Source organism: Gluconobacter japonicus (assembly GCF_002723975.1).
Classification (GTDB): domain Bacteria; phylum Pseudomonadota; class Alphaproteobacteria; order Acetobacterales; family Acetobacteraceae; genus Gluconobacter; species Gluconobacter japonicus.
Genome location: NZ_BEWO01000010.1, coordinates 59,815 through 82,945, shown reverse-complemented (window position 1 = coordinate 82,945; position 23,131 = coordinate 59,815). Strand labels below are relative to the sequence as shown.

Here is a 23,131-nt window from a genome sequence, read left to right as displayed (position 1 = left end):
CTGGCAATCTTCGCGGAGGATCTGATTCCGTCGTTCTTTCACTTTCGTTCCTGACCCTCTTTCTCGTTCTGACGGGGCTGCGTTCCACATGACAACAACCTTTGCCATTCTTCTTGCAACATCTGCGATCATTGCCGTGGTCGTCCTGATTGCGCGTTTTCGCCTGAACCCGTTCATTGTTCTCTTTAGCGTTTCACTTCTCCTTGCCCTCTGCGCCGGAATGCCCCCAAATCAGGTGGTAGCGTCTTTTGAAGCCGGTGCAGGACATGTCCTTGGGCATGTGGGAACCATCATTGCTCTGGGAACCATGCTCGGCAAAATGCTTGCTGAATCCGGAGGTGCGGACCGGATTGCCCTGACCATTTCAGAACGAGCCGGAAGGCAGAGAATTGACTGGGCCATGATGGTGATCGGGCTACTGGTTGGTTTGCCGGTCTTCTTTGAAGTTGGCGTTGTTCTACTGTTTCCGCTGGCCTTCGTACTGGCAGCGCGAACCAACACGTCCATTCTTCGGGTGGCTCTCCCCATGGGAGCGGCGCTCTCCGTCACCCATGCCATGATCCCGCCCCATCCAGCGACACTTCTTGCGCTCTCCGCCTATCATGCGAATACAGGAACGACGATTTTCTGGGGGGTCATCCTCGGAACGCCTATTGCAGCCATAGCCGGCCCGCTTTTTGCGCGCTTTATCAGCCCGCGTGTTCCCATCACCGAGACAAATCCGCTGGCAGAGCAGTTCGTCAGTCGCGAAATTCCCGCAAATCTTCCGGGTTTTATCATTACAGTTCTGACCATTACGTGCCCTGTCATCCTCATGCTGATCGGGTCTGCGGCTGATCTGTTTACGACGCCCAGGAGCGCGCCCAATACGTTCCTGCATTTCATTGGAAACACTGATATTGCCCTGCTGCTGGCAACAGTCATGTCCTTTTATGTTCTGGGTCTGGCGCGTGGCTTTTCCCGTGAGACAATCCTGAGATTCACCAATGAATGCCTCGGGCCAACGGCGCTCATCATGCTCCTGGTTGGTGCGGGTGGTGGCTTCGGGCGCGAACTGATCGACAGTGGTGTTTCAAAAGCCATCACGGATGCTGCTGTGAGCGCACATGTACCCCTTCTGGTTCTGGCTTGGCTTTTGGCAGCAATTGTCCGTGTTGCCTGTGGTTCATCCACTGTCGCCATGAGCACGGCTTCCGGTATCGCAGGCCCTATTTTGGCTCATTCACAGGGTGTGTCACCTGAACTGATGGTGATTGCGACGGGTGCAGGATCTGTCGCTTTCGGTCCTATGAACGACGCCGGGTTCTGGCAGATGAAGGAATATCTTGGCCTGACCGTCCCTCAGACCATCAAAACATGGTCGGTTCTGGAAACGATTATTGCGGTTCTGGGGCTCCTGTTCTGCCTCGGGGCGTCCATGGTCATCTGACAGCATCGATTACAGATATACACAGGGAAAAACTCCACCATGAGTACTACTCTTTTCGATCTGACGGGCCGTCGTGCTCTCGTAACCGGCTCATCTCAGGGAATTGGTTTCAGTCTGGCCCAAGGGCTTCAAGCTGCGGGAGCCGAAATTGTTCTCAACGGTCGTGATCCTGAAAAACTGCTTGCTGCGGCTGAGAAACTGGGCGGTGTGAAAACACTCCCTTTCGACGTTACGGATCATGCTTCTGTCAAAGCTGCGATTGATCGCTTTGAGGCTGAAACTGGCCCGATCGATATTCTCGTCAACAATGCCGGAATGCAGCATCGGGCGCCTCTAGAGGATTTTCCGCCGGAGATGTTTCAGAAGGTTCTCCAGACAAACCTGACATCCATTTTTAATGTTGGTCAGGCTGTCGCAAAACATATGCTAGGCCGAAAGAGCGGAAAGATTATCAATATTGCGAGTGTGCAGACAGCCCTCGCCCGCCCGAATATTTCGCCATACACTGCAACCAAAGGGGCCGTTGGGAACCTGACAAAAGGGATGGCCACGGAATGGGCCAGACATGGCCTGCAATGCAATGCAATTGCGCCTGGATATTTTGATACCCCTTTGAATGCCGCTCTCGTCAATGACGCAGAGTTCTCACAATGGTTGGAGAAGCGCACTCCTGCCGGACGATGGGGTCAGCTGGATGAACTGACCGGAGCCTGCATCTTTCTGGCATCCTCGGCGTCCTCTTTTGTAAATGGTCACGTTCTGTATGTGGACGGCGGGATCACCGTCTCGCTTTAAGAGAAGCTTATCGGCGCAGGAGCAGAACCAGTAGAAACGCTGCGCCGATTGCTGAAATTACAATCCCAACTGGTAATTCCTGAGACGGTAATAGGCACCGACTCAGGATGTCTGCCAGGACCGTCAGCATTCCTCCGGCAACCATAGTCGGTAGGAAACTTCTTTTCAGAGCGCTGCCCCAGCGTGGACGAACAAGATGTGGAATAATCAGCCCGACAAAACCGATAGGGCCACACAAAGCGACTGTCATGGCACAGCCAAAAGCGCAAACTACTAGAACACAAAGCCTAAGTTTCTGAACATGGATGCCAAGTGAAGCAGCCGTTTCTTCACCAGCCATCAGGGCATCAAGATCTCTGCGATAGACCAGACCGCCCAATAAAACCGTCAGAAAACCAAGACCGACGATGGGAAGTGCTGACCAAGACCCACCTGAAAAACTTCCCATCGTCCAGAAGAGCACGGATTGTGCCGTATTTCGGTCGCCCCAGAAAATCAGAAGATTGGTCAGTGTTGAAAAAACAAATGATACTGCGAGACCCGAGAGCAAGACACGCTCAGTCGAGATCACACGATTTTTCTTCCTTCTGACAGCAATCAGCAGAAGCAGGGTAGCCGTAGCAAACAATGCCCCCGTTGAAGCTCCAACTGCTGCTGTCCAGATTCCGAGCATGTCACCACATAAAACGATGACCGCAACGGCCCCTGTTGCTGCCCCAGAGGACAGACCAAACAGAAAGGGATCGGCCAGAGGATTTCGCGTTGCGGCCTGAAGAAGGGCACCTGCCCCGGCAAGCGTAGCCCCTGTCAGAAAAGCGAGAAAAAATCTGGGTATCCGTAATGACCATATAATGCGTGCAGCAATGTCATGACTGTAAGGCCCTGCCCAGAAAGCCGCTTTTAACGCCTGCCAGGATAACGACGCGCTACCAAGCGCAATTTCCAGAAAACAAAGTCCGACAATGATAGGTATGGCAACACAAAGACTATTCTTCCGAATCATGGCTTAGTCTCGGGATGCAGAAATACGGATATTTTTTCAATGGCATCAATATTGGCTGGAGAAGGCGTCATTTCATCATAACGTACAGCCATAATACGATTATCTTTTAACGCCACAGTCTCAGTTAAAAGAGGATGACTTTTCAAAAACGCCAGGCTTTGTTCAATACCGTCGCCGTAATCGACGATCAAAATAGCTTCCGGATCTCTGACGGCAACGCTTTCCCATGAGGCAGGCCCCCAGTTTGTCGGCAGATCTCTGAAAATGTTCTGCCCACCTCCCAGATGCATCAATTCTGTCGCAAGGGCATATTTCCCGGCCGTAAAAGGCCGATCCCGGCCACTATCATAAAGAAACACGCGCACAGGAGGACGCCCTGCCAGCTGCTTCTGAACAGCTTGAACACGCATTTTCCAGCCATTTACAAGGCTTTGAGCTTCTATTGTGCGATCAAAAACCTGTCCCAAACGTTCTTCATCACCATACAGCAGGTCCAGCGTCGGAAGCGCAAAGACCTGTCCCGCTCTCATGCAGCTCTCGGAGAGAACAAGTGTCGGAATACCCTGTGCGGCCAACGTCTCCGGTGTGACGTCCCCTCCCACGTGCATTCCGTAGTTCCAGCCCGCAAAAAAGAAATCCGTTCCAGCGTTCAGAAGCTGCTCAAGCGTTGGATAATGTGTAGCGATTTCCGGAAGATCGCCCAGCTCTTTCTCGAATACGGGTGTTCGCTTGTTCCAGCCAGAAATTCCGGTCACTCCCGTCATGAATGGCTGTAAGTGGAGCGCAAAAGCCATTTCTGCCATGTTGACATCATGAACGACGGCATGGGTTGGCCTATGCGTTATGGTTACTGGCTTACTGCAACTTTGGATCGTGACCGGATAAGAAAATGCGCTCTGAATACTCAGAAGCGTGCCCAGACCAAATACTTTCAGACAGTTTTTCACGGCTGTATTGGTCTGAACAAAAGAGACACATGTCCATCGTCGAGCGTAACCTGGTGCGCTTTTTGGTTAAATGCCAGCTCGAACATCGGCGAAAACAGAACCTTCCGGGACGCGTCATCCATAATCAGACGTCCCTCCCTCAACAGGAGCGTTCTATCTGCAAAATCAGGAACAAGAGAAAGATCATGCAAAACAGTAAGAACAGTCATGGGAAGCGTTCGAAGCAGGGTCAGCAGTTCTGAACGTGCAGATAAATCCAAATGATTGGTCGGTTCATCCAGCAGTAGGATACGAGGGGTTTGCGCCAGACAGCGCGCCAGCATAACACGCTGGCGCTCTCCGCCTGACAGGCTTCCCATGGTGCGCACCATTAATGAACTGATACGACAATGATGAATGGCAGTCTGTATTGCGGCCTTCCCTTCAGCCGAAGCCTCAGTCCCTTGAAAGGGTAATCGGCCAAGAGCAACGTAATCAGAGACAAGAAACTCTGATGCAACATCATCGCTCTGGGACAACCACGCAATCTGCCGAGCGATTTCTCGCCGTGTCAGATTATGAAGTGGTCGGCTAGCAAGTGTGACGCAGCCACTGGAGGGTTTCAACAAGCCTGCCAGGAGTTTTAGCAAAGTGCTCTTGCCAGCGCCGTTCGGCCCGATAATCGCAATATGCTCACCAGCCCTGACGGAGAAATCCGCCAGAGCCAAGGCCTCCTCGTATCCTAATCCTTCAGCCTGCAGCATGATGTCTGACACTATCAGAAGCCGGCCTGAAGGCTGATGGAAAAGGATCGTGGGGCTCCGAGCATCACTTCGCTTGGATAGCTTGTGTCAGCCCATTGGATGAAGTGCTTGTTACCCACATTGTCAATCCGGCCATACACCGTGACACCACGATAAGCGTGCCATGCAGCGAAAAGATTAACCAGAGCATAATCTTTCAAACTCAGTGTGTTAGCGTAATCTCCTTGACGTGCAGAGACGTATCGCATTCCTGCCCCGAGATCGACTGGCAGATCCGCAATGCGGGACCAGACACCCCAGAGATTGGCCGTCACCGCAGGAACATTCGGGACTTGATTGCCTGACGCATTCACCGATGCTGACGGATGGAAAGAGCCATATCGCGACCATGTGTATGCGACGTTTCCGGACAGGCTCCAGTGTTTGCCAAGTGTCAGATCCCCCTGCCATTCCACACCACGGGATTTCTGCACGCCTGCCGTTGCAACGGTATCGACCCCTGTCGCTACCAGAACGCGGGTTCGCCGGATATCGTAAAGGGATAACGTCGAGGTCAGATGCCCTTTCCAGAATGACCCCTTCGCTCCGATTTCGCCTTGTCGAGAGTGGCTCAACTGACTGAACTGACCTTTATTGACGAGGAAAATATTGGAGCCTGGCGGGTCTTCTGCTGTCGTATAAACACCATAAAGACTGATGTTATCCGTTAGATCATAAACAGGGCCAATACGGAAATTGGCGGGGTGATAGGTACCTTTGAAGCTTGTTCCCGCGTTAAAAGTACCATTCTGCCTGTAATTCTGACGATCCAGTTTCAGCCAGTCATAACGGAAACCTCCTACAACCCTGAAATTATCGCGGATTGTCAGAGCATCTTCCATGAAGATACCGGCATCAACCATCGTTGTGGGTGACTTTGTGTAAGGATACTCGCCGGCAAAGCTACCTGTTTGAGTCCGTTCCGGGCTAGCCAAAGAAACGCTATCTGCATAATTGGCATCAGGAAACCCACGGTTTCGGATCAGTCGTACATAATAGGCATCCCCGCCAACCACGAGACGGTTTTTCATTCCAAAGAGATGGAAATCAAACTGCCCATCCACGGTGTCTCCAACCTGATGCTGGTTCATGTAAACATAGAACCGATCACGACCTACGCGCCCTGGAGCGATTGCGTTTCCGCTCGCATCTGTCTGGCCTGGGGTGCTGATATAGCTGTAAGCCTCAGCATTGTTCCATGTGCGATTGGCATACACGACATAAGTCTTGTTATGAAAAGCTGTATTTACAGTGGGTTGCCACGTTAAATGAAGCGTCGGCGTCACGTTGACTGAGCCTGCTTTGGCGTCTTTGGTATTGTAATATCGCCACAGTGATGAGCGGCTGACGCCAAGCCCCTTAGAAGAAGACAATAGCCCACCGACCCCATCATGGATCTGCGACAACGGAACAAGTGGCGTACCGTAATAGGTTGAAAGTCGATCCGTGAGATAGTCCACACTCAGACGGGCTGTGAACTTCTTAGAAGGATGCCAGAGCAATGTAGTCGTAAAATCGTTACTGTGCGGGTCAGCCCCTGTAACATACCCGTCTGAGGACGTGCGGCTGAAATCACTGCGGATTGCCAAGGTATCAGTGATTGGAACAGAGCCTCCAACACCTGCATTCCAGGTATTAAAGCTGCCATAGGACACAAGCGCATTCGCATGAGGACCATCGAATGCAGGGTCGCGTGTTCGCATGTCCACGGCCCCGCCCACAGCACCCTGCCCGTACAGAACGGATGATGGACCTTTAAGAACCTGAACGCTCTCTAGGTTAAAGCTGTTAAGTGGACGGTTTACCATGGTGGTTGGGCCATAATAGATCCCGTCCCGCAGGATCAGAACCTGATTTCCACTGAAGCCACGCATCATCATCTGGGCCGGACTTCCGGGAGAGCCACCAGATGACACGCCCGGGGCACTATCGGCGGCCTCTTCAGCGTGAGCATAGCCCCGCTGCTCCATAACGCTTCGCTGGATGACGTTGATGGTTGCAGGGTTATGCTGAACCGTTAGTCCAAGCCGTCCGCCAATTGCCGCTGTGTCTTTAAGAGACTGTACCCGGCCATGTGCGGTGATATGCTCTTCTTTTGCTTTTATTTCGGTCTTCCGAACATCTTCTGTCTGGGCAAATGCTGGCTGGAACACGGTGAGTGCCGCGACAGGCAGGGCACAAAAAAAACTCTTTTTCCTCATGGATAACGCAAACTTCACTCAACAATGCGTCACTACGATGAGTGAGAGAAAGAGACCCTCACTGCGTCCGGTGCACCCCGCCCTTCCGCTTCGTCTGTAACCATTTTCGATGGCAGGTCTCCTGGCTCGCGGATCAATGACAGGTCACAAACCTTCCCAAAGCAGACGCTCCAGTGGTCGGGCGTAAAAGCCTCCGTGTGACTTGTCTCACCACTTACAGTTGCGGGGGCAGCCACAGCATTTCACTGCGTTCCCTTTTCATCCCCTTTCGGGGAACCATCCGTGAGCAAGGGACATAACCGAAACTCCAGAACAGTCAAACATATATGTTATAACATAACAATATACTTTTTGAATTAAATTTAATTTTGCTATTGCAATATTGACGAAGTGAGACAAACCAGCGCGGTAGACCTCCTCTGAACGATTCCCCTATGGGGTATATATATCAAAGGTTTTCCAAGGCTTATGGTACCTCTGAAAACTCTTGGAAAATCGCTTCGCAACACCTCTATATTGAAAAAACATTTAACTTTCATATTGCTCTTTCTGAGAATGAGTATCATCTTCATAAAAAGTTCGCAGAAATATATGTAACATTCCCGCGAACACTCATTCTTGCTGGAGGTAGTCAGACCATTCCATGAAACCTGTCCTGTCGGGTTCCTTACCCCGGAAGAAGCTTTATCCTGCGTTGTTCACAGCATTTTTGCTGTCCGGGTCATGGACTGGCGCATTTGCCGCTACGTCTGACGATACTGGGAAACCTGAAGACGGACATAAAAAACTCCTTCCCACGGCTTCGACCAAAACCCCTTCCGTTCACCAGGACAGCAAAACACAAGCGCATTCGAACGCCCAGGACGACAACCAGCCTCCCGGAAGCATCGAACAACTTCTTGTAGAAGGTCACCGCAAGGACGCATCTACGGATGGGACCGGCACCTATACTGTCTCGGCTGTTTCGACGACCAAGATGCTGCTCAAGCCTATGGACGTTCCTCAATCCATCTCGGTGCTTAGCAGCCAGCAGATGAAAGATCAGAATCTCAATACGGTTGATGCTGCGCTCAAACAGGTCGCTGGTGTCAACGTCAACATGTATGGAGACGGAACTGGCGGATACACAGCGCGTGGATTTACTCTGCAGGCGCAGTATGACGGCGTTCCATCCATGGGGGGGCTGACCCTCAGCCAGCAGTATGATCTGGCAATCTATGACCGTATCGAGGTTCTGCGCGGACCGGATGGCATGCTACAGGGCTCCAGCACACCTGGCGGTAGCGTCAATTTCGTGCACAAGCGCCCAACCAACGATTTCCAGGGAAATGCCTCGTTCTCTGCCGGGTCATGGAATAACTATCACGCCACACTGGACGTGGGTGGACCCATCGCACATTCAAAGATCATCTCTGCACGTCTCGTCTTTGCAGGGACTGATCGCAATCAGTTCTACAACAACGCCTACGACCGTCGGTGGACGATTTATGGCGTGACAGACGTCCATCTGACCCGCCGTGACACGCTGACTGTTTCAGTCACGTCCCAGACCAACGATACAACGCGCTACATGGGCCTGCCCCGTGCCAGCAACGGTGCGGATTTGAATCTGCCAACTAGTACCTTTGTTGGCGCTAACTGGGGGAAATCCGAAGTCCCCATGACGGAAGTAGAAGCTCAACTTGAGCATCTGTTTTCACATGGATGGCGCGGGCGCATCAACTATCGGCATCGAACGGCCGATACAACGCTGCAATATGCTTACCTCAATGCCTATAACGCTGCGGCCCGAACCGGAAATTTTGTCGTCGCCAATACTCGGTATGACGAAACCAATGATGGCCTGGATGCCTATGTCACGGGGCCAGTGCATCTTTTCGGGCAGCGACATACCCTGATGATGGGCGCTAATTATGACCGCTACGTCTATGAAGGTGGCGGAGCCAGCGTAAATTCCCGCAGCTATGCTGCGCTGGGAGGAATTCCGCTGATGGCCTCAGGCTCTATTCCATCCCTTGCGCTTCCTACGATCAGCAATCGCTATTGGGAGCCCTCGACCCAGTGGGGCGTGTACGGCCAGGCACAAATCAAACCGATTTCACCTTTTGCTATTCTGATTGGCGGTCGCGTCAGTGGTTACGTCAGCAAGACGCGTCGTATTTCCCCAACCGTTGGCACAACCAGCACCGACATTGATCAACAAGGTATTCTGACCCCTTATATCGGCGGCGTTCTCCATCTGCGTCCAAACGTCACGGCTTATGTCAGCTATGTTTCTACCTTCTCCCCGCAATCGGCTTTCGACACAACGGGGCGCCTTGCCCCTGTTCGAGGCAATCAGCTTGAGGGTGGTATCAAGGGTGAGTTCTTTAAAGGCCATCTGGGCATGACCCTGTCAGGCTACAAGATCATCCAGAAGAACGAAGCAATTTATAACAGTACGATTGGTGCTATCTGTGGCCCAGGTGGAGTGGATGACTGTTATGTCGCTACCGGCAAGACCCGCAGTCAGGGCGCGGAAGCCGAACTGATTGGTCGCCCGCTGGAAGGATGGGACATCAACGCCAGCTACACATATAACGACAACAAGATCGTCAATAATGGAAATGCGACCCAAGCCGGCCTGACCTATGCCGGGAACTCACCCAAGCACTTGTGGAAGCTGTGGACGCATTATCGCTTTGAACCTTATCATGGGGCACAGAAAAACATTTGGAGTATCGGAGGTGGTCTGAATGCCCAGACCAGCACTTTTGGTACCAACCGCACCGTCACTCAGGGCGGCTATATCATTGGATCTGTTCAAGCCAGCTATCAGTGGAACAAATATCTGTCCCTGTCTGCAACATTGAACAACATCGCCAACAAACGTTACTACCAGCGCCTCGGTAATCTTTACTACTATAACTACTACGGAGAGCCGAGAAACTTCATGTTTACGCTCCGATCAAACTTCTGACGCCGGCTTTAGGCTGCTCTACAAATTGACTGAAACACACCGTGGCTCAAAGGATACGGAGGCACGGTGTTAAGCGCCTGGGGAGCAGTTTTCTCTGTATGTGTGCCTGCCCCTACCGTACCGGGATCGGTCTGCTTAGACCACATCAACAGCATGATGAGAGCTGCGAGAACGATAATAATTGTTAGAAGAACCCAACGTTTTTCCATGATCTTTCTCCGGCTGCCGCTGGAACACGAGGCGTGTGCAGCCCTCTATGAAAGAAAACGCTCGGGAGAGATAAGTTTTCTCACACAAAAGAAAATAATGCCTCTTAATCCAGGATCGCTTTTTTGCATGAGTGCACGCCTGGGACAGATCGCACAGACGGAGAAAGTACCGTGTCAGACCTCATGACATGATACTCCACTCCCCTGGCGACAACGCAGATATCCTTTATCGTTGCCAAAGGATGAAAGGCGCCTCCAGAGGAACGCACAGACCGTCCATAACGGGTATGATACGAAGCGTATAATCAGAGATTTCTCCCTCCAGATTCACATCTGTCTCGTAAGCGATCCACCCATCCTGAAGATCTTCAGTTCGATGGAGAGGCACGATCCGCGCCTTCTCCTCTATTGGTTCGGCATAAAGCTGAACATCGAGCAATTTTGGATCGATCGTTCCGGGATGGATGAAAGCATGAGGAGATTTACCACTCTCCTTATCAGGAATAACCACTTCTCCAATCCGGAGGCTGCTCCATCCTGCCTGAAGCATTTTACTACGGTCAAAAATATCGGGGGCAGAGCACCTATCGATCTGGTACCGCTCTCTGTAGCGCTCTGACAGAGGCAGATAGAACGTCTCCGTATATTCGCGAACAGTGCGGTTTGCAGAAAAATCCGGTGTCAGACGAGCCATGCTCTCCCGAATTTTGGCGGTCCAGGCCCGAGGAATGCCTTGTTCATCGCGCTCAAAAAACTCTGGCAAAACGTGTTCTTCCAGCAGTCGATACAGTTCCTGCGCATCGGTATGATCGAAAGCCGGGTCCCCTCCATGCTCCAACCCATCCCCCAATGCCCATCCGACTTCCGGGGTATAGGCTTCCGCCCACCATCCGTCCCTTTCAGAAAGATTCAGGCCACCATTCACCAGAACCTTCATGCCGCTCGTGCCGCTGGCTTCCCACGGACGACGCGGCGTATTCAGCCAGAGATCTACGCCCTGGACCATCTTCTGTGCGAGAGCCATATCGTAATCTGCCAGAAAAACGACCTTGCCTACGATATCCTGACGCTGGCAAAAGTTGACCCAGCGCGTAATCATGGCCTGCCCCTCCATGTCTTTGGGGTGAGCTTTTCCAGCCAGAATGATCTGAACAGGGCGGTTCTCGTCTTTCAGAAGCCTGACAAGCCGTTCCTCATCATGCAGAATAAGATCCGGGCGCTTGTAAGTCGCAAATCGTCTGGCAAACCCGATCGTAAGTGCGTCTGGCCTGAGAGCGGGGGTTGGCAGGCACCATAGCCCATCCTCTCCGACGGTACATTGTCGGGAGGGAAGCTCCTCGGATAACGCCTGAAGAAGACCACGCCTTGAGGCGCATCTCATCTGCCATAAACTTTCGTCATCCAGATGACGAACAGCGTCTCCCAGTCCTTCGAGCGTTCCCTGCCAGCGTCCCTTCCCGGCTATTCTGGTCCAAAGATCGTCCGCTGCAACAGAATCCCACGTAGGAGTATGAACGCCATTGGTAACAAAGGAAACCGGAACTTCCCTTTGTGGCCAACGAGGAAACAACGGAGCAAAAAGAGAGCGGCTCACCTCTCCGTGCAATTGACTGACACCATTCACTGCACAACTGCTTTTCATGGCCAGATAGGCCATGTTGAAAAACTCATCCGTATTCTCCGGATTAAGTCTCCCGAGGGCCAGAAACTCCTGAATGGGGAGACCGAGACGTTCTTCCGAATAAAACGTCAGATGGCTTTCGATCAATTTGGGCGGGAAAAGGTCAAATCCGGCGGGAACAGCAGTATGGGTTGTGAAAAGTGTCCCAGCCCGAGCGATAATCTGTGCTTGTGAAAACGGAATATTCAGGTCTTCTGCAATGCACCGCGCTCTTTCCAATGCGGCGAAGGCTGCATGGCCTTCATTCAGATGGCAGATCTCTGGTCTATGTCCGAGAACATGCAGAAGCCGCCAGCCCCCAATACCCAGAACCATTTCCTGACGCAGTCGAAGTTCAGCATCGCCTCCGTAAAGCTGCGTGGTAATGCAGCGAATGGCGGGAGGGTTGGAAGGGTCATTCGTATCCAGAAGATACAGGGTTGCCCGCCCAATGACGGCCTTCCAGGCACGGAGCCAGATTTCCCCCGTCGCAGTCTGGACAGATAGGCGAAACCATTCGCCGTCAGGCGTTAGAACGGGCTGAATAGGGAGATGAGCGGGGTCATTAAAGGGATAAAGGGCTTTCTGCGTGCCTTCAGGCGTAATTTCCTGCCGGAAATACCCTTGTGCATACAGGAGCCCTACCGCGACAACTGGTACACCCAGATCACTGGCGGCTTTGAGTTGATCGGCGGCTACATTTCCCAACCCACCTGAATAAATGGGAAGAGCCTCGCTAAGCATGAATTCCATGCTGAAATAGGCGACTTCAGACAGACTGCTTTCCGGGTATTTTTGAGTAAACCAGGTACGCCGTTCGAGTTCGTACTTCCGTCGCGCCATACTGGCTTTTATCAACGCCTTGGTGTCAGGATCACTCAGAGCTGCTGCAAGGTCTGATTTGGGTGTCCTAGTCAGCGTAATCCAGGGATTGCGCGTTTTTTCCCAGAGGTCAGGATTGATACTTTGCCACAGAAGATCGGCTTCATGGTTCCAGGTCCAGTGAAGATCCAGTGCGAGAATTTTCAAAGCTGTTTCTGTCGTCCGTGATGGACGGGGTGATGTTGCAGTCATTAGACCGGAACTCCCATGGCTTTTGCCTGAAGGACATTGCCTCATGCAAGCACGTTGACCAGAAGTATAACGCACCAAAGCCAAAGAAAGACGCTTTCAGAATAGCGCAGACATACTTCGTGATGTCATGCTTTATTCCCAGAAAGAAAATCGTCTTTTCGACCACAAGCAGCCAGTTTCTCTCCAGTAATCAAGTCACGAACTACACAACGCAGGACTATTTTTGAGCGAGACCCTTCGCAGCCAGAAATGCGTAAAAGCTATTCCTGAAAGGAAAAACAGAAAATAACGCACGGCGTTCCCCTTTTCAGAGGTGATTATGAAGCACAAATCTGTCAGATATATGCGGGAACCGTGGCAAACGTGCTTCCGTGCGTGAAAGTTTCTTTTTTAGGTTGGGAGAAAACATCATGTCGCTTGGGGTTATTATTGTTATTAGCCTTGTCGCCGCCCTGTTTATTCTGGGACCAATTCTTGTCGCTGTTGGCGCAGCGGCCTGGATCAATGATCGTTTTTTGACCCGCAAGTAGTTTCAAAACCTGATTTTTCAGGAGGAAGAGAGAGGGTCTGCAGACGCCAGTGCGTCCGGTAAGAAAGAATGTTCCAGCTTGTCGGTGCGACATCCATTAGATTTTCCCAAGTCACATCCAATCCAAGACAGGCCAGAATCAGGAGCCGGACGATATCGGCGTCCGCCATTACCGCCACTGTCTCATCTTTTGTCTGGATCTTCCGAAGCCACTGCACCACGCGATGATAGACCATGCTACGGCTTTCTCCGGCCGGCGGCACAAACTTCGGATCATGAAGCCATTTCTCCAGATCTTCTGCTGAAATTGTCTTCAAAGGGCGTCCGCTCCACGCTCCATAATGACGAGAACACAATTCTGGGGCGACCGTAACTAGCTGTCCGATAGTTTCTGCCAGTTGTTCTGCTCCTTCTTGTAAAGTCCCGACAACCCATTGATCAGCCGTCGGCCAAGCGAGCTTTCGTAGCTCTGAAAAGTCTCGCAGCACCTTCCCGTCAGGGAAAACGCCCTGTTTTAGACTTGGCAACATCGACAATGCGAAACAGAGAAGCTTCATCTGGACCCGGACGCCCAGTCAGACAGGGCTCTTTCCAGTCGATGCCACTCTTCCTCATTGCGGGGTACTCCCAGTCTCAACTCAACAGGGCGCTGGGGGAAAACGCGCGTTACAATCCCTTTTTTGCACAGGAACATCCAAAGTTCAGACGCCTGTTGTGTGTGGATCAAAGTAAACAAACGCGTTGATCCATACACAAGCAGTCCAGCGCTGGTCAGGGCGGCGTTAAGCCTTGTCATGTCATCATCAAGACGCGTCCTGATATGAGTAATCCATGCCGTATTGGTGAGCGCCTGATACCCTATGGTCAGTGCGGGCGCACTGACAGCCCAGTCCCCCATAAATGTGCGCATTTGATCTGCAAGATTCTTGGAGGCCACCAGAAAACCAAGCCTTATCCCTGGCAATCCGTAGCTTTTCCCAAAAGATCGCAAGATAACCAGTCTTGGGAAAGGAAGGAGAGAAACTGTATTTTCTTCTTCAAAATCTGCAAAAGCCTCGTCCACAATCAGATAAGATCCTGATTTGGCGCATCTTTCTGAGAGTCTACGAAGATATGCAATCGAGAGGTAGCGGCCGTCTGGATTGTTAGGATTGCAGAGGACACAGACCTGATTCGGCTGATCAACGGCGTTTTCAAAACTGGAACAATCCGTCACAATTGAAACGTCTGCTCCTGCATTACGCCAGGATTGCTCATGCCCAGAGTATGTCGGGCCAAAAATCGTGACACGTTTAGCCTGCAGGACCACTGGCAACAGTGCGATAAGCATCTGTGTTCCTGGCCCGGCAACGATCATATCGGAAGATGCCGCGCCGTAAGCCTGAGCAGCAGCCTGCCGGAGCGCTTCTTCTTCTTCCGCTTCTGGTAATCGTGTCCAATCCCCTATCACCGCCTGATCGACAGGGTAAGCGTAAGGGCTGATCCCGGTTGAAAGATCCACAAAGGGTTGTGGCGCTTCGGGAAAAGATCGCATGATCTGACGAACCTGCCCACCATGAGCTGGCATATTTTTCAGCATGGCTGCCGTCATGCTAGATCACGGCATCCGGATGAAATATGCAGGTCCATGAGCGTCTCCTTTCTCTCCCACACGATTTCCGTTGCCTGTCTCGCCTGCGCAATCGAGGCCGTTTTTGGCTATCCGGCCTGGCTGTTTCGTCTGATTGGCCATCCCGTGACGTGGGTTGGCGCTCTTATCGCCCGACTGGATCATCGGCTCAACCATTCCAATGACACTCCAGGACGTCGCAAACTCAAAGGTGTCATTGCTCTTGGCTTACTGACGGCACTTCCTGTCTTGATTGTCTTGTTGTCTCTCAAGCTTTTGAGCCTGATCGCCACTCCTCTGGAAATCCATATTCTGGAAGGGTTGGTCGCAAGCACCCTTATTGCTCAAAGATCCCTCTGGGAACACGTCCGCGCCGTTCTGTATGGCTTGAAGCGCGAAGGCCTGGCAGGAGGCAGGAAAGCTGTCTCCATGATTGTAGGGCGTGATCCCGAGCAACTGGACGAAGCCAGTGTGATCCGGGCAGCCATCGAAAGTCTGGCTGAAAATTTCTCGGACGGGATCGTCGCACCGCTGTTCTGGGCGGCGCTTGGGGGTCTGCCCGGAGTTGTGTTCTACAAATCTATCAATACTGCGGATAGCATGATTGGCCATCTCACGCCTCGTCATGCTGCCTTCGGATGGGCCTCTGCGAAGCTGGATGATCTGATCAATCTCCCCGCTTCCCGTCTTTCTGCAGTGTGGATCATTCTTGGCGCCATGACGATGCGGCAGGCCAGTCCATTGGGGGCTTTTCAGGCCGTCAGATACGATGCCCGCCATCATCGCTCCCCCAATGCAGGCTGGCCGGAAGCTGCCATGGCAGGTGCACTGGGCCTCAAACTTGCAGGACCCCGTGTCTATGGTGGCGTGATGGTTGAAGACCATTGGATGGGCAATGGCCGATCGGAAGCGATACAAGACGATCTCGCAAGGGCACTCCGGCTCTATCGTCGGGCATGTGGGGTTCAGGGTCTTGTTCTTATCGGACTGGCGTCGTGGCTCTGGCTCTGACGCACATCAAACAGGCTGAGCCAAAGATAAAAGCGCGCCCAGATCCAGACAGCTCTCCAGATGGTCAGCCCACTCGTCCAAGGCGTTTTCAACACGCTCATCTTGATCCTGCAAGGAACTGAGTGGCATCCCAAGACGTGCGAGAAGTGCTGCGCGTGCCTTGCCGCCAGAAAGCAGCCCATGCAGATACGTTCCCCAGACCTGCCCGTTTGCAGAAACGGCGCCATCAGGCTGGCCTTCAAGAATAGCAAAAGGCCGGTTGCAATCCGCTCCGGTCGTGCGACCAATATGAATCTCGTATCCGGACAGTGCAATGTTTTCTGGAAGAAGGGTTCCGCACACTTCGGTCAGACGTTTCTCCTTTGTCAGCACCGTCTTCACATTCAGCAGACCCAGCCCTTCCACCATTTCGCAGGAGCCTTCAAGGCCCTCCCGATCTTCAATCGCGTAACCAAGCATCTGATACCCACCACAGATACCCAGAACTCGACCTCCTCGACGGACATGGGCCTTGAGATCTATATCCCACCCCTGTTCCTTGAAGGCCTTCAGGTCAGAAATAGTCGCCTTTGATCCTGGAAGGATGACGAGATCACATACGGGGAGCGGCCGACCCGGCGGAACAATATCCAGAGAAACGCCCGGGTCGGATTTTAAGGGATCGAGATCATCAAAATTGGCAATTGTTGGCAGGTGCGGCACGGCTATGCGAAGGCCACTCGCAGCCCCCGTGGTCGTTATAAGGTCTGAAGCGTCCTCGGCCGGCAGATCTCCGACGCGCGCCAGATGCGTGACAAGTCCAAGAGGCGGCCAACCTGTTTGCTGAGCGATAACGGTCATACCTGCAGCAAACAGCGAGGCATCTCCACGCATTCTGTTGACAATAAATCCCTTGATCCGCGCGGCATCCGTGTCAGGCAGAACGGCTTTGGTACCTACCAGACTGGCAATTACGCCGCCCCGGTCAATATCACCAATCAGAACGACGTTGACATTCGCTGCCTCAGCAAACCCCATATTAGCAATGTCATTCGCCCTGAGATTGACTTCGGACGCAGACCCTGCCCCTTCGATCAAAACAATATCCGCGTCTGCCGCCAGTCGCTGAAAAGCACTGAGAACTTCTGGTAGAAGAGCTTTTTTGACGCTTTGATATTCCCGAGCCCGAACGGTTCCGCGCATCTTTCCACAGACGACCAGCTGTGAGCCGGTTTCGCTTTGTGGCTTCAGCAAAACGGGGTTCATATCGACCGTTGGATCAACACCGCAAGCGCGCGCCTGCAAGGCCTGCGCACGCCCGATTTCACCACCATCGCGCGTTACGGCGGCGTTATTGGACATATTCTGAGGTTTGAAGGGCCTTACCTTTAGTCCACGTCGCGTCAAAGCACGGGCAATACCCGCAACCAGCACCGATTTTCCAACGCTGGAGCCGGTTCCCTGAAACATGAGAGCCCGCGTCTTCGGTACGCTACCCATCAGAATTCAAACCCGGCCTGTGCTTTGACGCCTGCGCTGAAATGATGCTTTACCAATGTCATTTCCGTCACCAGATCCGCTGCTTCCACCAAAGCAGGCTTGGCGTTTCTGCCAGTAATGACGACGTGCTGCATGGCTGGTCTGTCCTTGAGGTCAGACAGAACCTGCTCCAGCGGAAGGTAGTCATAACGCAGGGCAATATTCAGTTCGTCCAGAACCACCAAACCGACATCGTCACGCTTCAAAGCTTCTTTCGCAACCTCCCAGGCGCGCTCACAGGCCGCGATATCCCTTGAGCGATCCTGTGTCTCCCATGTAAAGCCCTCGCCCATGGTGTGCCATTCAAGAAGGTCCTCAAAACGCTCCAGAGCGGACCTTTCCCCCGTCATCCAGGCCCCTTTGATGAACTGTACCACCACAACCCGTCGGCCATGACCCAGTGCCCTCAGGGCAAGGCCGAAAGCCGCCGTTGATTTCCCTTTTCCCGGTCCGGTGTGAACAGCCAGAATGCCTTTTTCCACGGTCTTGGATGCGACTTCCTGGTCCTGCATATCCTTGCGTTTCTGCATTTTTTCCCGATAGCGGGCGTTTTCATCCGAAATACTCATGCCGCGTCCTTGCCTCTGCCTGCCATGACGTGAAAAAATGAACCTGACACATGCCCACGATATCCGCCTGCTAACCCCAGATCGTTGCCATTCCCATCGCGAAGGAGTGCCAGCGCAGAGTCCTTTCCCGGATTTGTCACACGGGCGTAGTGAAATTCATGCCCACGAAAAACCGCGCCTTTCGTACCCAGAGCGCAATCCGTCTGGAGAATAGCTTCCCGGTAGCCAAGATTCATTTTCCGCTTTGCGAAACTTGTCTCATGGCTGAGAAGGCCGGTCATCTGATGGATTATGCCATCAGCATCTTCAAGCGCCCGTCCCAACACCATGAAGCCTCCACATTCTCCATGAACCGGGCGAGTTCGGGAGAAAGCTGCAAGACGTCTGATAAACTGATCTGCCGCAGCCAGAGAGCCTGCATGCAGTTCCGGATATCCACCGGGAAGCCAACAGGCGTCGCAGCTCTCATCAGGCCCCTCATTGGCGAGAGGCGAGAACGGGATCAGTTCTGCACCGGCCTGCCGCCAGCTTTTTGCAACATGCCCGTAAAGAAAGGAAAATGCAGCATCATCCGCAACCGCGATCCGTTGTCCGGGTGGCAGAACGGCAAGCTCTCCTCTGTCCTGCGCGTTCATTGGTGATGCGGCTTGAAGAAGATTATCGAGATCAAGCGATTCTTCCGCTCGGCTCTGAAGGCGCTGGAGAAGCTCTTCTAACGTCGCCTGTTCTCGTGCCTGCACCAGCCCAAGATGCCGTTCGGGCAATTTTAGAGACGGATCACGCATGAATGCTCCCAGAACCGGGATTCCAGCCGCAAGCACAGCCTCACGCGCCATGGAAAGATGACGGGGGGACGCAACCTGGTTCAGAACAACACCCGCAACACGAACATCAGGGTCCAGTGTTGCGAAGCCATGTGCGATGGCGGCGGCTGATTGTCCCTGCCCTGAGATATCCAGAACCAGCACAACCGGGATATCGAAACGGGCCGCGATATCCGATGGTGCTCCGCGCGACTTTTCAGGCTCGAGCAGCCCATCAAACAATCCCATAGCCGATTCAACCACCAGCAGGTCCGCCCCTTCAGCAGACCGGACAAGCATGGTTTCCAAAAGGCTGGGCGTCATGGCCCAACTGTCCAGATTGAGGCTGGAGCGTCCTGTCACAACCTCATGAAACGCAGGGTCTATATAGTCTGGCCCGGTTTTCGCCGCCTGAACGGCAATGTTTCTTCCGCGTAGAGCCGCCAGCAGCCCGAGGGTCGTCGTTGTCTTCCCTCCGCCTGAACGGGGAGCAGCAATCATGATAGCGCGTGTCATTTCTTGCCTTCGTTCAGAGTGTGTGGCTCGCTTTCAGGCATAAATATCGTATTCTGTACCTGATGACTGCCAAAGCGCCCCCACTCCGATATGGCTGGACGACCGGAAGCTGCGCTACGGCGGCGGCCAAGGCAGCATGGACGGCTTTGAAGACGGGTCAGTTCCCTGATCCGGTCCTCATCACTCTTCCCGGCGGCAAATCGGCCAGCTTCGTTCTTGCTGGTCAGGGCTTCAACGAAAACGGAGCCTGGGCGGCCGTCGTCAAGGACGCGGGCGATGACCCGGATGTGACGCATGGCGCTCTCATTCATGCGGCGGTACGGGAACATCCATCGGGAAACGGTGTGACATTCGTAGCGGGTGTCGGTGTAGGCACCATTACCCGCCCCGGTCTGCCTCTGCCGCCCGGAGAGCCCGCCATTAACCCTGTTCCCCGCCAGATGATTATTCGCGCGCTTGAAGACGTTTCCGGATCGAATGTTTCCGCGGAAGTGACGCTGTCGGTCGAAAACGGGATCGCCTTGGCGAAAAAGACACTGAACAGTCGGCTGGGGATTGTTGGCGGTCTGTCTATTCTGGGCACAACCGGGATTGTCGTACCTTTTTCCTGCTCCGCATGGATCGACAGTATCCATCGAGGCATTGACGTCGCACGTGCCCTCAACCTTCCCCACCTGGCTGCTACCACTGGAAATGTTTCTGAACATGCTGTTCAGGAACTTTACGGGTTGCCGGAGACCGCTCTGATCGAAATGGGAGATTTCGCAGGCGGTGTTCTCAAATATATCCGACGCCATCCGGTTCCACGTCTGACGATCGGGGGCGGTATTGCGAAAATGACGAAACTGGCTCAGGGCCGGATGGATCTGCATTCCAAGCGTGGAAGCGCCGACATGACTGCCCTCGCGGCGCTGGCGACGACTGCTGGTGCCGCCCCAGACCTCGCGGAGGCCATTGCCCTCACGCCAACCGTTGCAGAAGCTTTTCTGCTCGCATCCCAGGTGGGGATCCCGCTTGGAGATCATATCGCAAGTGTTGCACGACAATTTGCCCTCAGCGTTCTGGAAGGCAGTAACGTTATGCTGGATGTGCTGGTATTTAACCGGCAAGGGCAGTGCGTTGGGCGCAGTCATCCAGTGGGTAACCCACCTCTGAAACGTCTCTGATACTCGGGGTCATACAGCGCACTTTCCCGAAATTCTTCCGCGCCAAGAGCAGGCCCCACCAGAACAAGCGCGGTCCGTTCGACGGGGCTTTCGGACGCTTTTTCCTGCAATGTGCCAAGTGTTGCCCGAATGGTAATCTGGTCCGGCCAGGTTGCCCGTGCAACGACTGCCACTGGGCAGTCTGCCCCATAAAACGGCAGCAGCTCCTTTACGATCCGCTCGAGCGCATGGACTGCAAGGTGGATGGCGAGCGTTGCTCCCGTCGCTGCATAAGCTGCCAATGTTTCCCGGGGAGGCATGGACGATGCGCGCCCGCTGACGCGGGTGAGTACGACAGTCTGCGCCACTTCGGGGACTGTCAGTTCTTTGCCGAGAACAGACGCGGCCGCAGCGAAAGCAGGCACACCAGGTGTCATGGTCCAGGGAATACCCAACCTGTCCAGACGACGGGTCTGTTCGGCGATTGCACTGTAAATGGAAAGATCCCCAGAGTGGAGACGCGCAACGTCCTGCCCGGCTTCATAAGCTCGAACATATTCCTGCTCGATCTGGTCCAGAGAAAGCGGCGCAGTGTTTACTTTGCGGACGTCCTGAGGGCAATGCTCCAGCATTTCCTCAGGGACGATAGAGCCCGCATAAAGACAGACCGGGCAAGACGCCAGAAGGTCACGACCACGAAGTGTCAGAAGATCGGCTGCGCCAGGACCAGCGCCAATGAAATGGATCGTCATCCGTTCTCTATCCTTGTCCTGTCTGATGATATCGCAAGTGCGCAGGTCACGTCTCTGTCGCTCTGTCGTGTGACGAACAGGCGGCTTTTGGGCCCTGCTCCAGCAAGAGCGCACGCCTCAGCCACGGAACTGAAACCGGTTTTTTCGAAAGCGAGAGCTGAATGAGTTTCACATTCTACCTGTCGTTCAGCCATGTCCTGCGCGCTGATCCAGACCAGTTCAACTTTCAAAGTTTTCGCCAGAGCAGAAATGGCCGGTTCCCCTTGTCTGAAGGCCGGAGCAGCGAGCCTGGCTAATAAGTGACCAGCCGACACACGTTGGACCAGCGACAACAAAGCATCTGTGGTGATGTCTGGCCGACAGCCAATACCTGCAACAATCATTCACTGTCCCCTGAGATTGTCGTCCCATACTGGGTGACTCGCATGGCGGGCCGAAATGCATGGAGACGACCTACCGCGTCGAGCCGTTCAATGCCGATGCGCGTTAGGGTGCCACCATATTTCGCATGTTGAGCTGCCAGTATGGCCTCTCCTTCAAGCGTCACAGCATTGGCAACAAGACGTCCTCCCACGGGGAGCGCCTTGCGCGCCTGCATGAAGATATCCTCGCTGGTGAGGCCTCCGCCAATGAACACGGCATCAGGACGATCCAGAGACACAAGCGCCCCGGGCGCACGACCTTCTACAACCTGCAAACCGGGAACGCCCAGCGTCAGAGCGTTGCGGCTGATCCGGGCTGCCCGTTCTGAATTCTGTTCAATAGCGATTGCGCGATTTGAGGGATGGCGCAGCATCCATTCAATCGCGACCGACCCGGCTCCTCCTCCAATGTCCCACAGAACCTCCCCCGTTCTCGGCGCAAGTGTGGACAGGGTGATGGAACGAATTTCGCGTTTGGTAATCTGCCCATCATGCTCGAACAGATCGTCATCAAGGCCTGAAGCGAGTGGAATGATCTGCGCGTCTTTATTCGCTTGGATTTCAATGCCTATCAGATTGAGATCCGCGACAGGCAAAGTTCCATCTTCTGCCCGGAAACGGCGTATGCACTCGTCTGGACCACCAAGACGCTCCAGAACGTGAACTCGGGACTTTCCAAACCCTCGATTCGCCAGAAAGCGGCAGACCATTCCGGGTGTATCCCCATCCGCAGAAAGAACAACCAGTCTCAAAGCAGGTTGTAGGTGCGGTGCAAGCGTTTCCAAAGGTCTCCCGCATAGCGAAAAGACACGAACGTCTTGTTGTGCCCATCCAAGACGGGCACAGGCCCAGGCGATTGAGGATGGTGCGGGTACGCAGATCAGTTCCCTTGGTTCAAGATGCCTTGAAAGCGTGCTTCCAACGCCAAAAAAGAACGGATCTCCAGAAGCCAGAACAGCTACGGGTTTTCCTCGCATCTCCAGAATACGCTGTATCCCGTCAGAAAACGGCGAACCCCAAGTTTCTGTTGCTCCCCGGATCACGCTAGCGGCCAGTCTCAGATGACGCTCTCCACCGAAAACTGTCTCCGCCTGAGCGATGATCTGACGCGCAAGAGACGAAAGCCCCTCGACACCATCCTCGCCAATTCCGATAACGCTGAGCCATGGGGGTGTCATCGGCCTCCTCCGGCAGAGGG

Annotated in this window: 18 protein-coding genes and 1 riboswitch; of the genes, 5 read left to right on the top strand and 13 right to left on the bottom strand. The window is 53.6% G+C overall.

What is annotated here, in order from left to right; all coding sequences use genetic code 11:
• Positions 1–88: 88 nt before the first annotated feature.
• Together GJA01_RS08725 and GJA01_RS08720 are read left to right on the top strand one after the other, a co-directional pair.
• Positions 89–1,429: a GntT/GntP/DsdX family permease gene (locus tag GJA01_RS08725; protein WP_010503262.1), complete on the top strand. Its 1,341-nt coding sequence runs from the start codon at positions 89–91 to the stop codon at positions 1,427–1,429.
• Positions 1,430–1,468: 39 nt separating this feature from the next.
• Complete coding sequence (locus GJA01_RS08720) at positions 1,469–2,224, top strand: SDR family oxidoreductase (protein ID WP_010503263.1); 756 nt, start codon at positions 1,469–1,471, stop codon at positions 2,222–2,224.
• A gap of 7 nt (positions 2,225–2,231) precedes the next feature.
• On the opposite strand, the gene GJA01_RS08715 is transcribed toward GJA01_RS08720, so the two are convergent.
• The 4 genes from GJA01_RS08715 to GJA01_RS08700 all read right to left on the bottom strand — a co-directional run bounded on the left by GJA01_RS08715 (position 2,232) and on the right by GJA01_RS08700 (position 7,157).
• The gene (locus GJA01_RS08715) at positions 2,232–3,227 is read right to left on the bottom strand and encodes a FecCD family ABC transporter permease (protein ID WP_172794495.1); all 996 of its coding nucleotides are present in this window, start codon (positions 3,225–3,227) and stop codon (positions 2,232–2,234) included.
• Entirely contained in the window at positions 3,224–4,030 is an 807-nt protein-coding gene (locus GJA01_RS08710) for an ABC transporter substrate-binding protein (protein WP_253783402.1), read from the bottom strand. The genes GJA01_RS08715 and GJA01_RS08710 overlap by 4 nt, the downstream gene beginning before the upstream one ends.
• A gap of 140 nt (positions 4,031–4,170) precedes the next feature.
• Positions 4,171–4,917 (bottom strand): ABC transporter ATP-binding protein, encoded by a 747-nt coding sequence (locus tag GJA01_RS08705; protein ID WP_169925631.1) that lies wholly within the window; start codon positions 4,915–4,917, stop codon positions 4,171–4,173.
• Between the two features lie 14 nt (positions 4,918–4,931).
• Entirely contained in the window at positions 4,932–7,157 is a 2,226-nt protein-coding gene (locus GJA01_RS08700) for a TonB-dependent receptor (protein WP_062505132.1), read from the bottom strand.
• 94 nt (positions 7,158–7,251) lie between these two features.
• A riboswitch (cobalamin riboswitch) is annotated at positions 7,252–7,453 on the bottom strand.
• A 347-nt stretch (positions 7,454–7,800) separates the two neighbouring features.
• On the opposite strand from GJA01_RS08700, the gene GJA01_RS08690 reads away from it, so the two are divergent.
• The gene (locus GJA01_RS08690; RefSeq protein ID WP_062505134.1) at positions 7,801–10,116 is read left to right on the top strand and encodes a TonB-dependent siderophore receptor; all 2,316 of its coding nucleotides are present in this window, start codon (positions 7,801–7,803) and stop codon (positions 10,114–10,116) included.
• A 435-nt stretch (positions 10,117–10,551) separates the two neighbouring features.
• On the opposite strand, the gene glgP is transcribed toward GJA01_RS08690, so the two are convergent.
• The 3 genes from glgP to cobD all read right to left on the bottom strand — a co-directional run bounded on the left by glgP (position 10,552) and on the right by cobD (position 15,179).
• The gene (glgP, locus tag GJA01_RS08680; RefSeq protein WP_062505136.1) at positions 10,552–13,059 is read right to left on the bottom strand and encodes an alpha-glucan family phosphorylase; all 2,508 of its coding nucleotides are present in this window, start codon (positions 13,057–13,059) and stop codon (positions 10,552–10,554) included.
• Between the two features lie 501 nt (positions 13,060–13,560).
• Complete coding sequence (locus GJA01_RS08675) at positions 13,561–14,145, bottom strand: histidine phosphatase family protein (RefSeq protein ID WP_082785309.1); 585 nt, start codon at positions 14,143–14,145, stop codon at positions 13,561–13,563.
• Positions 14,142–15,179 (bottom strand): threonine-phosphate decarboxylase CobD, encoded by a 1,038-nt coding sequence (gene cobD / locus GJA01_RS08670; RefSeq protein WP_062505142.1) that lies wholly within the window; start codon positions 15,177–15,179, stop codon positions 14,142–14,144. Before cobD ends, GJA01_RS08675 begins: the two co-directional genes overlap by 4 nt.
• A 36-nt stretch (positions 15,180–15,215) precedes the next feature.
• Here cobD and cbiB point away from each other — a divergent pair, with 36 nt between their 5' ends.
• A complete protein-coding gene (gene cbiB / locus GJA01_RS08665) occupies positions 15,216–16,208 on the top strand; it encodes an adenosylcobinamide-phosphate synthase CbiB (RefSeq protein WP_062505144.1) in 993 nt (330 codons plus the stop codon).
• Between the two features lie 6 nt (positions 16,209–16,214).
• On the opposite strand, the gene GJA01_RS08660 is transcribed toward cbiB, so the two are convergent.
• Genes GJA01_RS08660 through GJA01_RS08650 form a run of 3 tightly spaced genes read right to left on the bottom strand, consistent with a single transcriptional unit; the run spans position 16,215 to position 19,614 of the window.
• Positions 16,215–17,657 carry a cobyric acid synthase gene (locus tag GJA01_RS08660; RefSeq protein WP_062505230.1) on the bottom strand — a complete coding sequence of 481 codons (1,443 nt, stop codon included), beginning with the start codon at positions 17,655–17,657 and terminating at the stop codon, positions 16,215–16,217.
• A 29-nt stretch (positions 17,658–17,686) separates the two neighbouring features.
• The gene (cobO, locus tag GJA01_RS08655; RefSeq protein ID WP_062505146.1) at positions 17,687–18,295 is read right to left on the bottom strand and encodes a cob(I)yrinic acid a,c-diamide adenosyltransferase; all 609 of its coding nucleotides are present in this window, start codon (positions 18,293–18,295) and stop codon (positions 17,687–17,689) included.
• On the bottom strand, positions 18,292–19,614 hold the full coding sequence (locus GJA01_RS08650; protein ID WP_062505148.1) for a cobyrinate a,c-diamide synthase: 1,323 nt from the start codon (positions 19,612–19,614) through the stop codon (positions 18,292–18,294). The genes cobO and GJA01_RS08650 overlap by 4 nt, the downstream gene beginning before the upstream one ends.
• Here GJA01_RS08650 and GJA01_RS08645 point away from each other — a divergent pair.
• Complete coding sequence (locus tag GJA01_RS08645; protein ID WP_062505232.1) at positions 19,608–20,780, top strand: cobalt-precorrin-5B (C(1))-methyltransferase; 1,173 nt, start codon at positions 19,608–19,610, stop codon at positions 20,778–20,780. The two genes, GJA01_RS08650 and GJA01_RS08645, sit on opposite strands and share 7 nt — an antisense overlap.
• Here GJA01_RS08645 and cobM read toward each other — a convergent pair.
• From cobM to GJA01_RS08630, 3 genes are read right to left on the bottom strand one after another with little or no spacing between them, the layout of a single operon-like run.
• Positions 20,744–21,511: a precorrin-4 C(11)-methyltransferase gene (gene cobM, locus GJA01_RS08640; protein ID WP_062505150.1), complete on the bottom strand. Its 768-nt coding sequence runs from the start codon at positions 21,509–21,511 to the stop codon at positions 20,744–20,746. The genes GJA01_RS08645 and cobM overlap by 37 nt on opposite strands.
• Positions 21,508–21,894: a cobalamin biosynthesis protein gene (locus GJA01_RS08635; protein WP_082785310.1), complete on the bottom strand. Its 387-nt coding sequence runs from the start codon at positions 21,892–21,894 to the stop codon at positions 21,508–21,510. Before GJA01_RS08635 ends, cobM begins: the two co-directional genes overlap by 4 nt.
• Entirely contained in the window at positions 21,891–23,111 is a 1,221-nt protein-coding gene (locus GJA01_RS08630; protein ID WP_062505152.1) for a bifunctional cobalt-precorrin-7 (C(5))-methyltransferase/cobalt-precorrin-6B (C(15))-methyltransferase, read from the bottom strand. Before GJA01_RS08630 ends, GJA01_RS08635 begins: the two co-directional genes overlap by 4 nt.
• Positions 23,112–23,131: the final 20 nt, after the last annotated feature.

Excerpts from the sequence above, each read along its gene's own strand:
- GJA01_RS08725 (WP_010503262.1), top strand. The coding sequence starts at position 89 with ATGACAACAACCTTTGCCATTCTTCTTGCAACATCTGCGATCATTGCC.
- cobM (WP_062505150.1), bottom strand. The coding sequence starts at position 21,511 with ATGACGATCCATTTCATTGGCGCTGGTCCTGGCGCAGCCGATCTTCTG.
- GJA01_RS08715 (WP_172794495.1), bottom strand. The coding sequence starts at position 3,227 with ATGATTCGGAAGAATAGTCTTTGTGTTGCCATACCTATCATTGTCGGA.
- GJA01_RS08635 (WP_082785310.1), bottom strand. The coding sequence starts at position 21,894 with ATGATTGTTGCAGGTATTGGCTGTCGGCCAGACATCACCACAGATGCT.
- GJA01_RS08675 (WP_082785309.1), bottom strand. The coding sequence starts at position 14,145 with ATGAAGCTTCTCTGTTTCGCATTGTCGATGTTGCCAAGTCTAAAACAG.
- cobO (WP_062505146.1), bottom strand. The coding sequence starts at position 18,295 with ATGAGTATTTCGGATGAAAACGCCCGCTATCGGGAAAAAATGCAGAAA.
- cbiB (WP_062505144.1), top strand. The coding sequence starts at position 15,216 with ATGAGCGTCTCCTTTCTCTCCCACACGATTTCCGTTGCCTGTCTCGCC.
- GJA01_RS08720 (WP_010503263.1), top strand. The coding sequence starts at position 1,469 with ATGAGTACTACTCTTTTCGATCTGACGGGCCGTCGTGCTCTCGTAACC.
- glgP (WP_062505136.1), bottom strand. The coding sequence starts at position 13,059 with ATGACTGCAACATCACCCCGTCCATCACGGACGACAGAAACAGCTTTG.
- GJA01_RS08710 (WP_253783402.1), bottom strand. The coding sequence starts at position 4,030 with ATGGCAGAAATGGCTTTTGCGCTCCACTTACAGCCATTCATGACGGGA.
- GJA01_RS08690 (WP_062505134.1), top strand. The coding sequence starts at position 7,801 with ATGAAACCTGTCCTGTCGGGTTCCTTACCCCGGAAGAAGCTTTATCCT.
- GJA01_RS08660 (WP_062505230.1), bottom strand. The coding sequence starts at position 17,657 with ATGTTTCAGGGAACCGGCTCCAGCGTTGGAAAATCGGTGCTGGTTGCG.
- cobD (WP_062505142.1), bottom strand. The coding sequence starts at position 15,179 with ATGACGGCAGCCATGCTGAAAAATATGCCAGCTCATGGTGGGCAGGTT.
- GJA01_RS08705 (WP_169925631.1), bottom strand. The coding sequence starts at position 4,917 with ATGCTGCAGGCTGAAGGATTAGGATACGAGGAGGCCTTGGCTCTGGCG.
- GJA01_RS08630 (WP_062505152.1), bottom strand. The coding sequence starts at position 23,111 with ATGACACCCCCATGGCTCAGCGTTATCGGAATTGGCGAGGATGGTGTC.
- GJA01_RS08700 (WP_062505132.1), bottom strand. The coding sequence starts at position 7,157 with ATGAGGAAAAAGAGTTTTTTTTGTGCCCTGCCTGTCGCGGCACTCACC.
- GJA01_RS08650 (WP_062505148.1), bottom strand. The coding sequence starts at position 19,614 with ATGACACGCGCTATCATGATTGCTGCTCCCCGTTCAGGCGGAGGGAAG.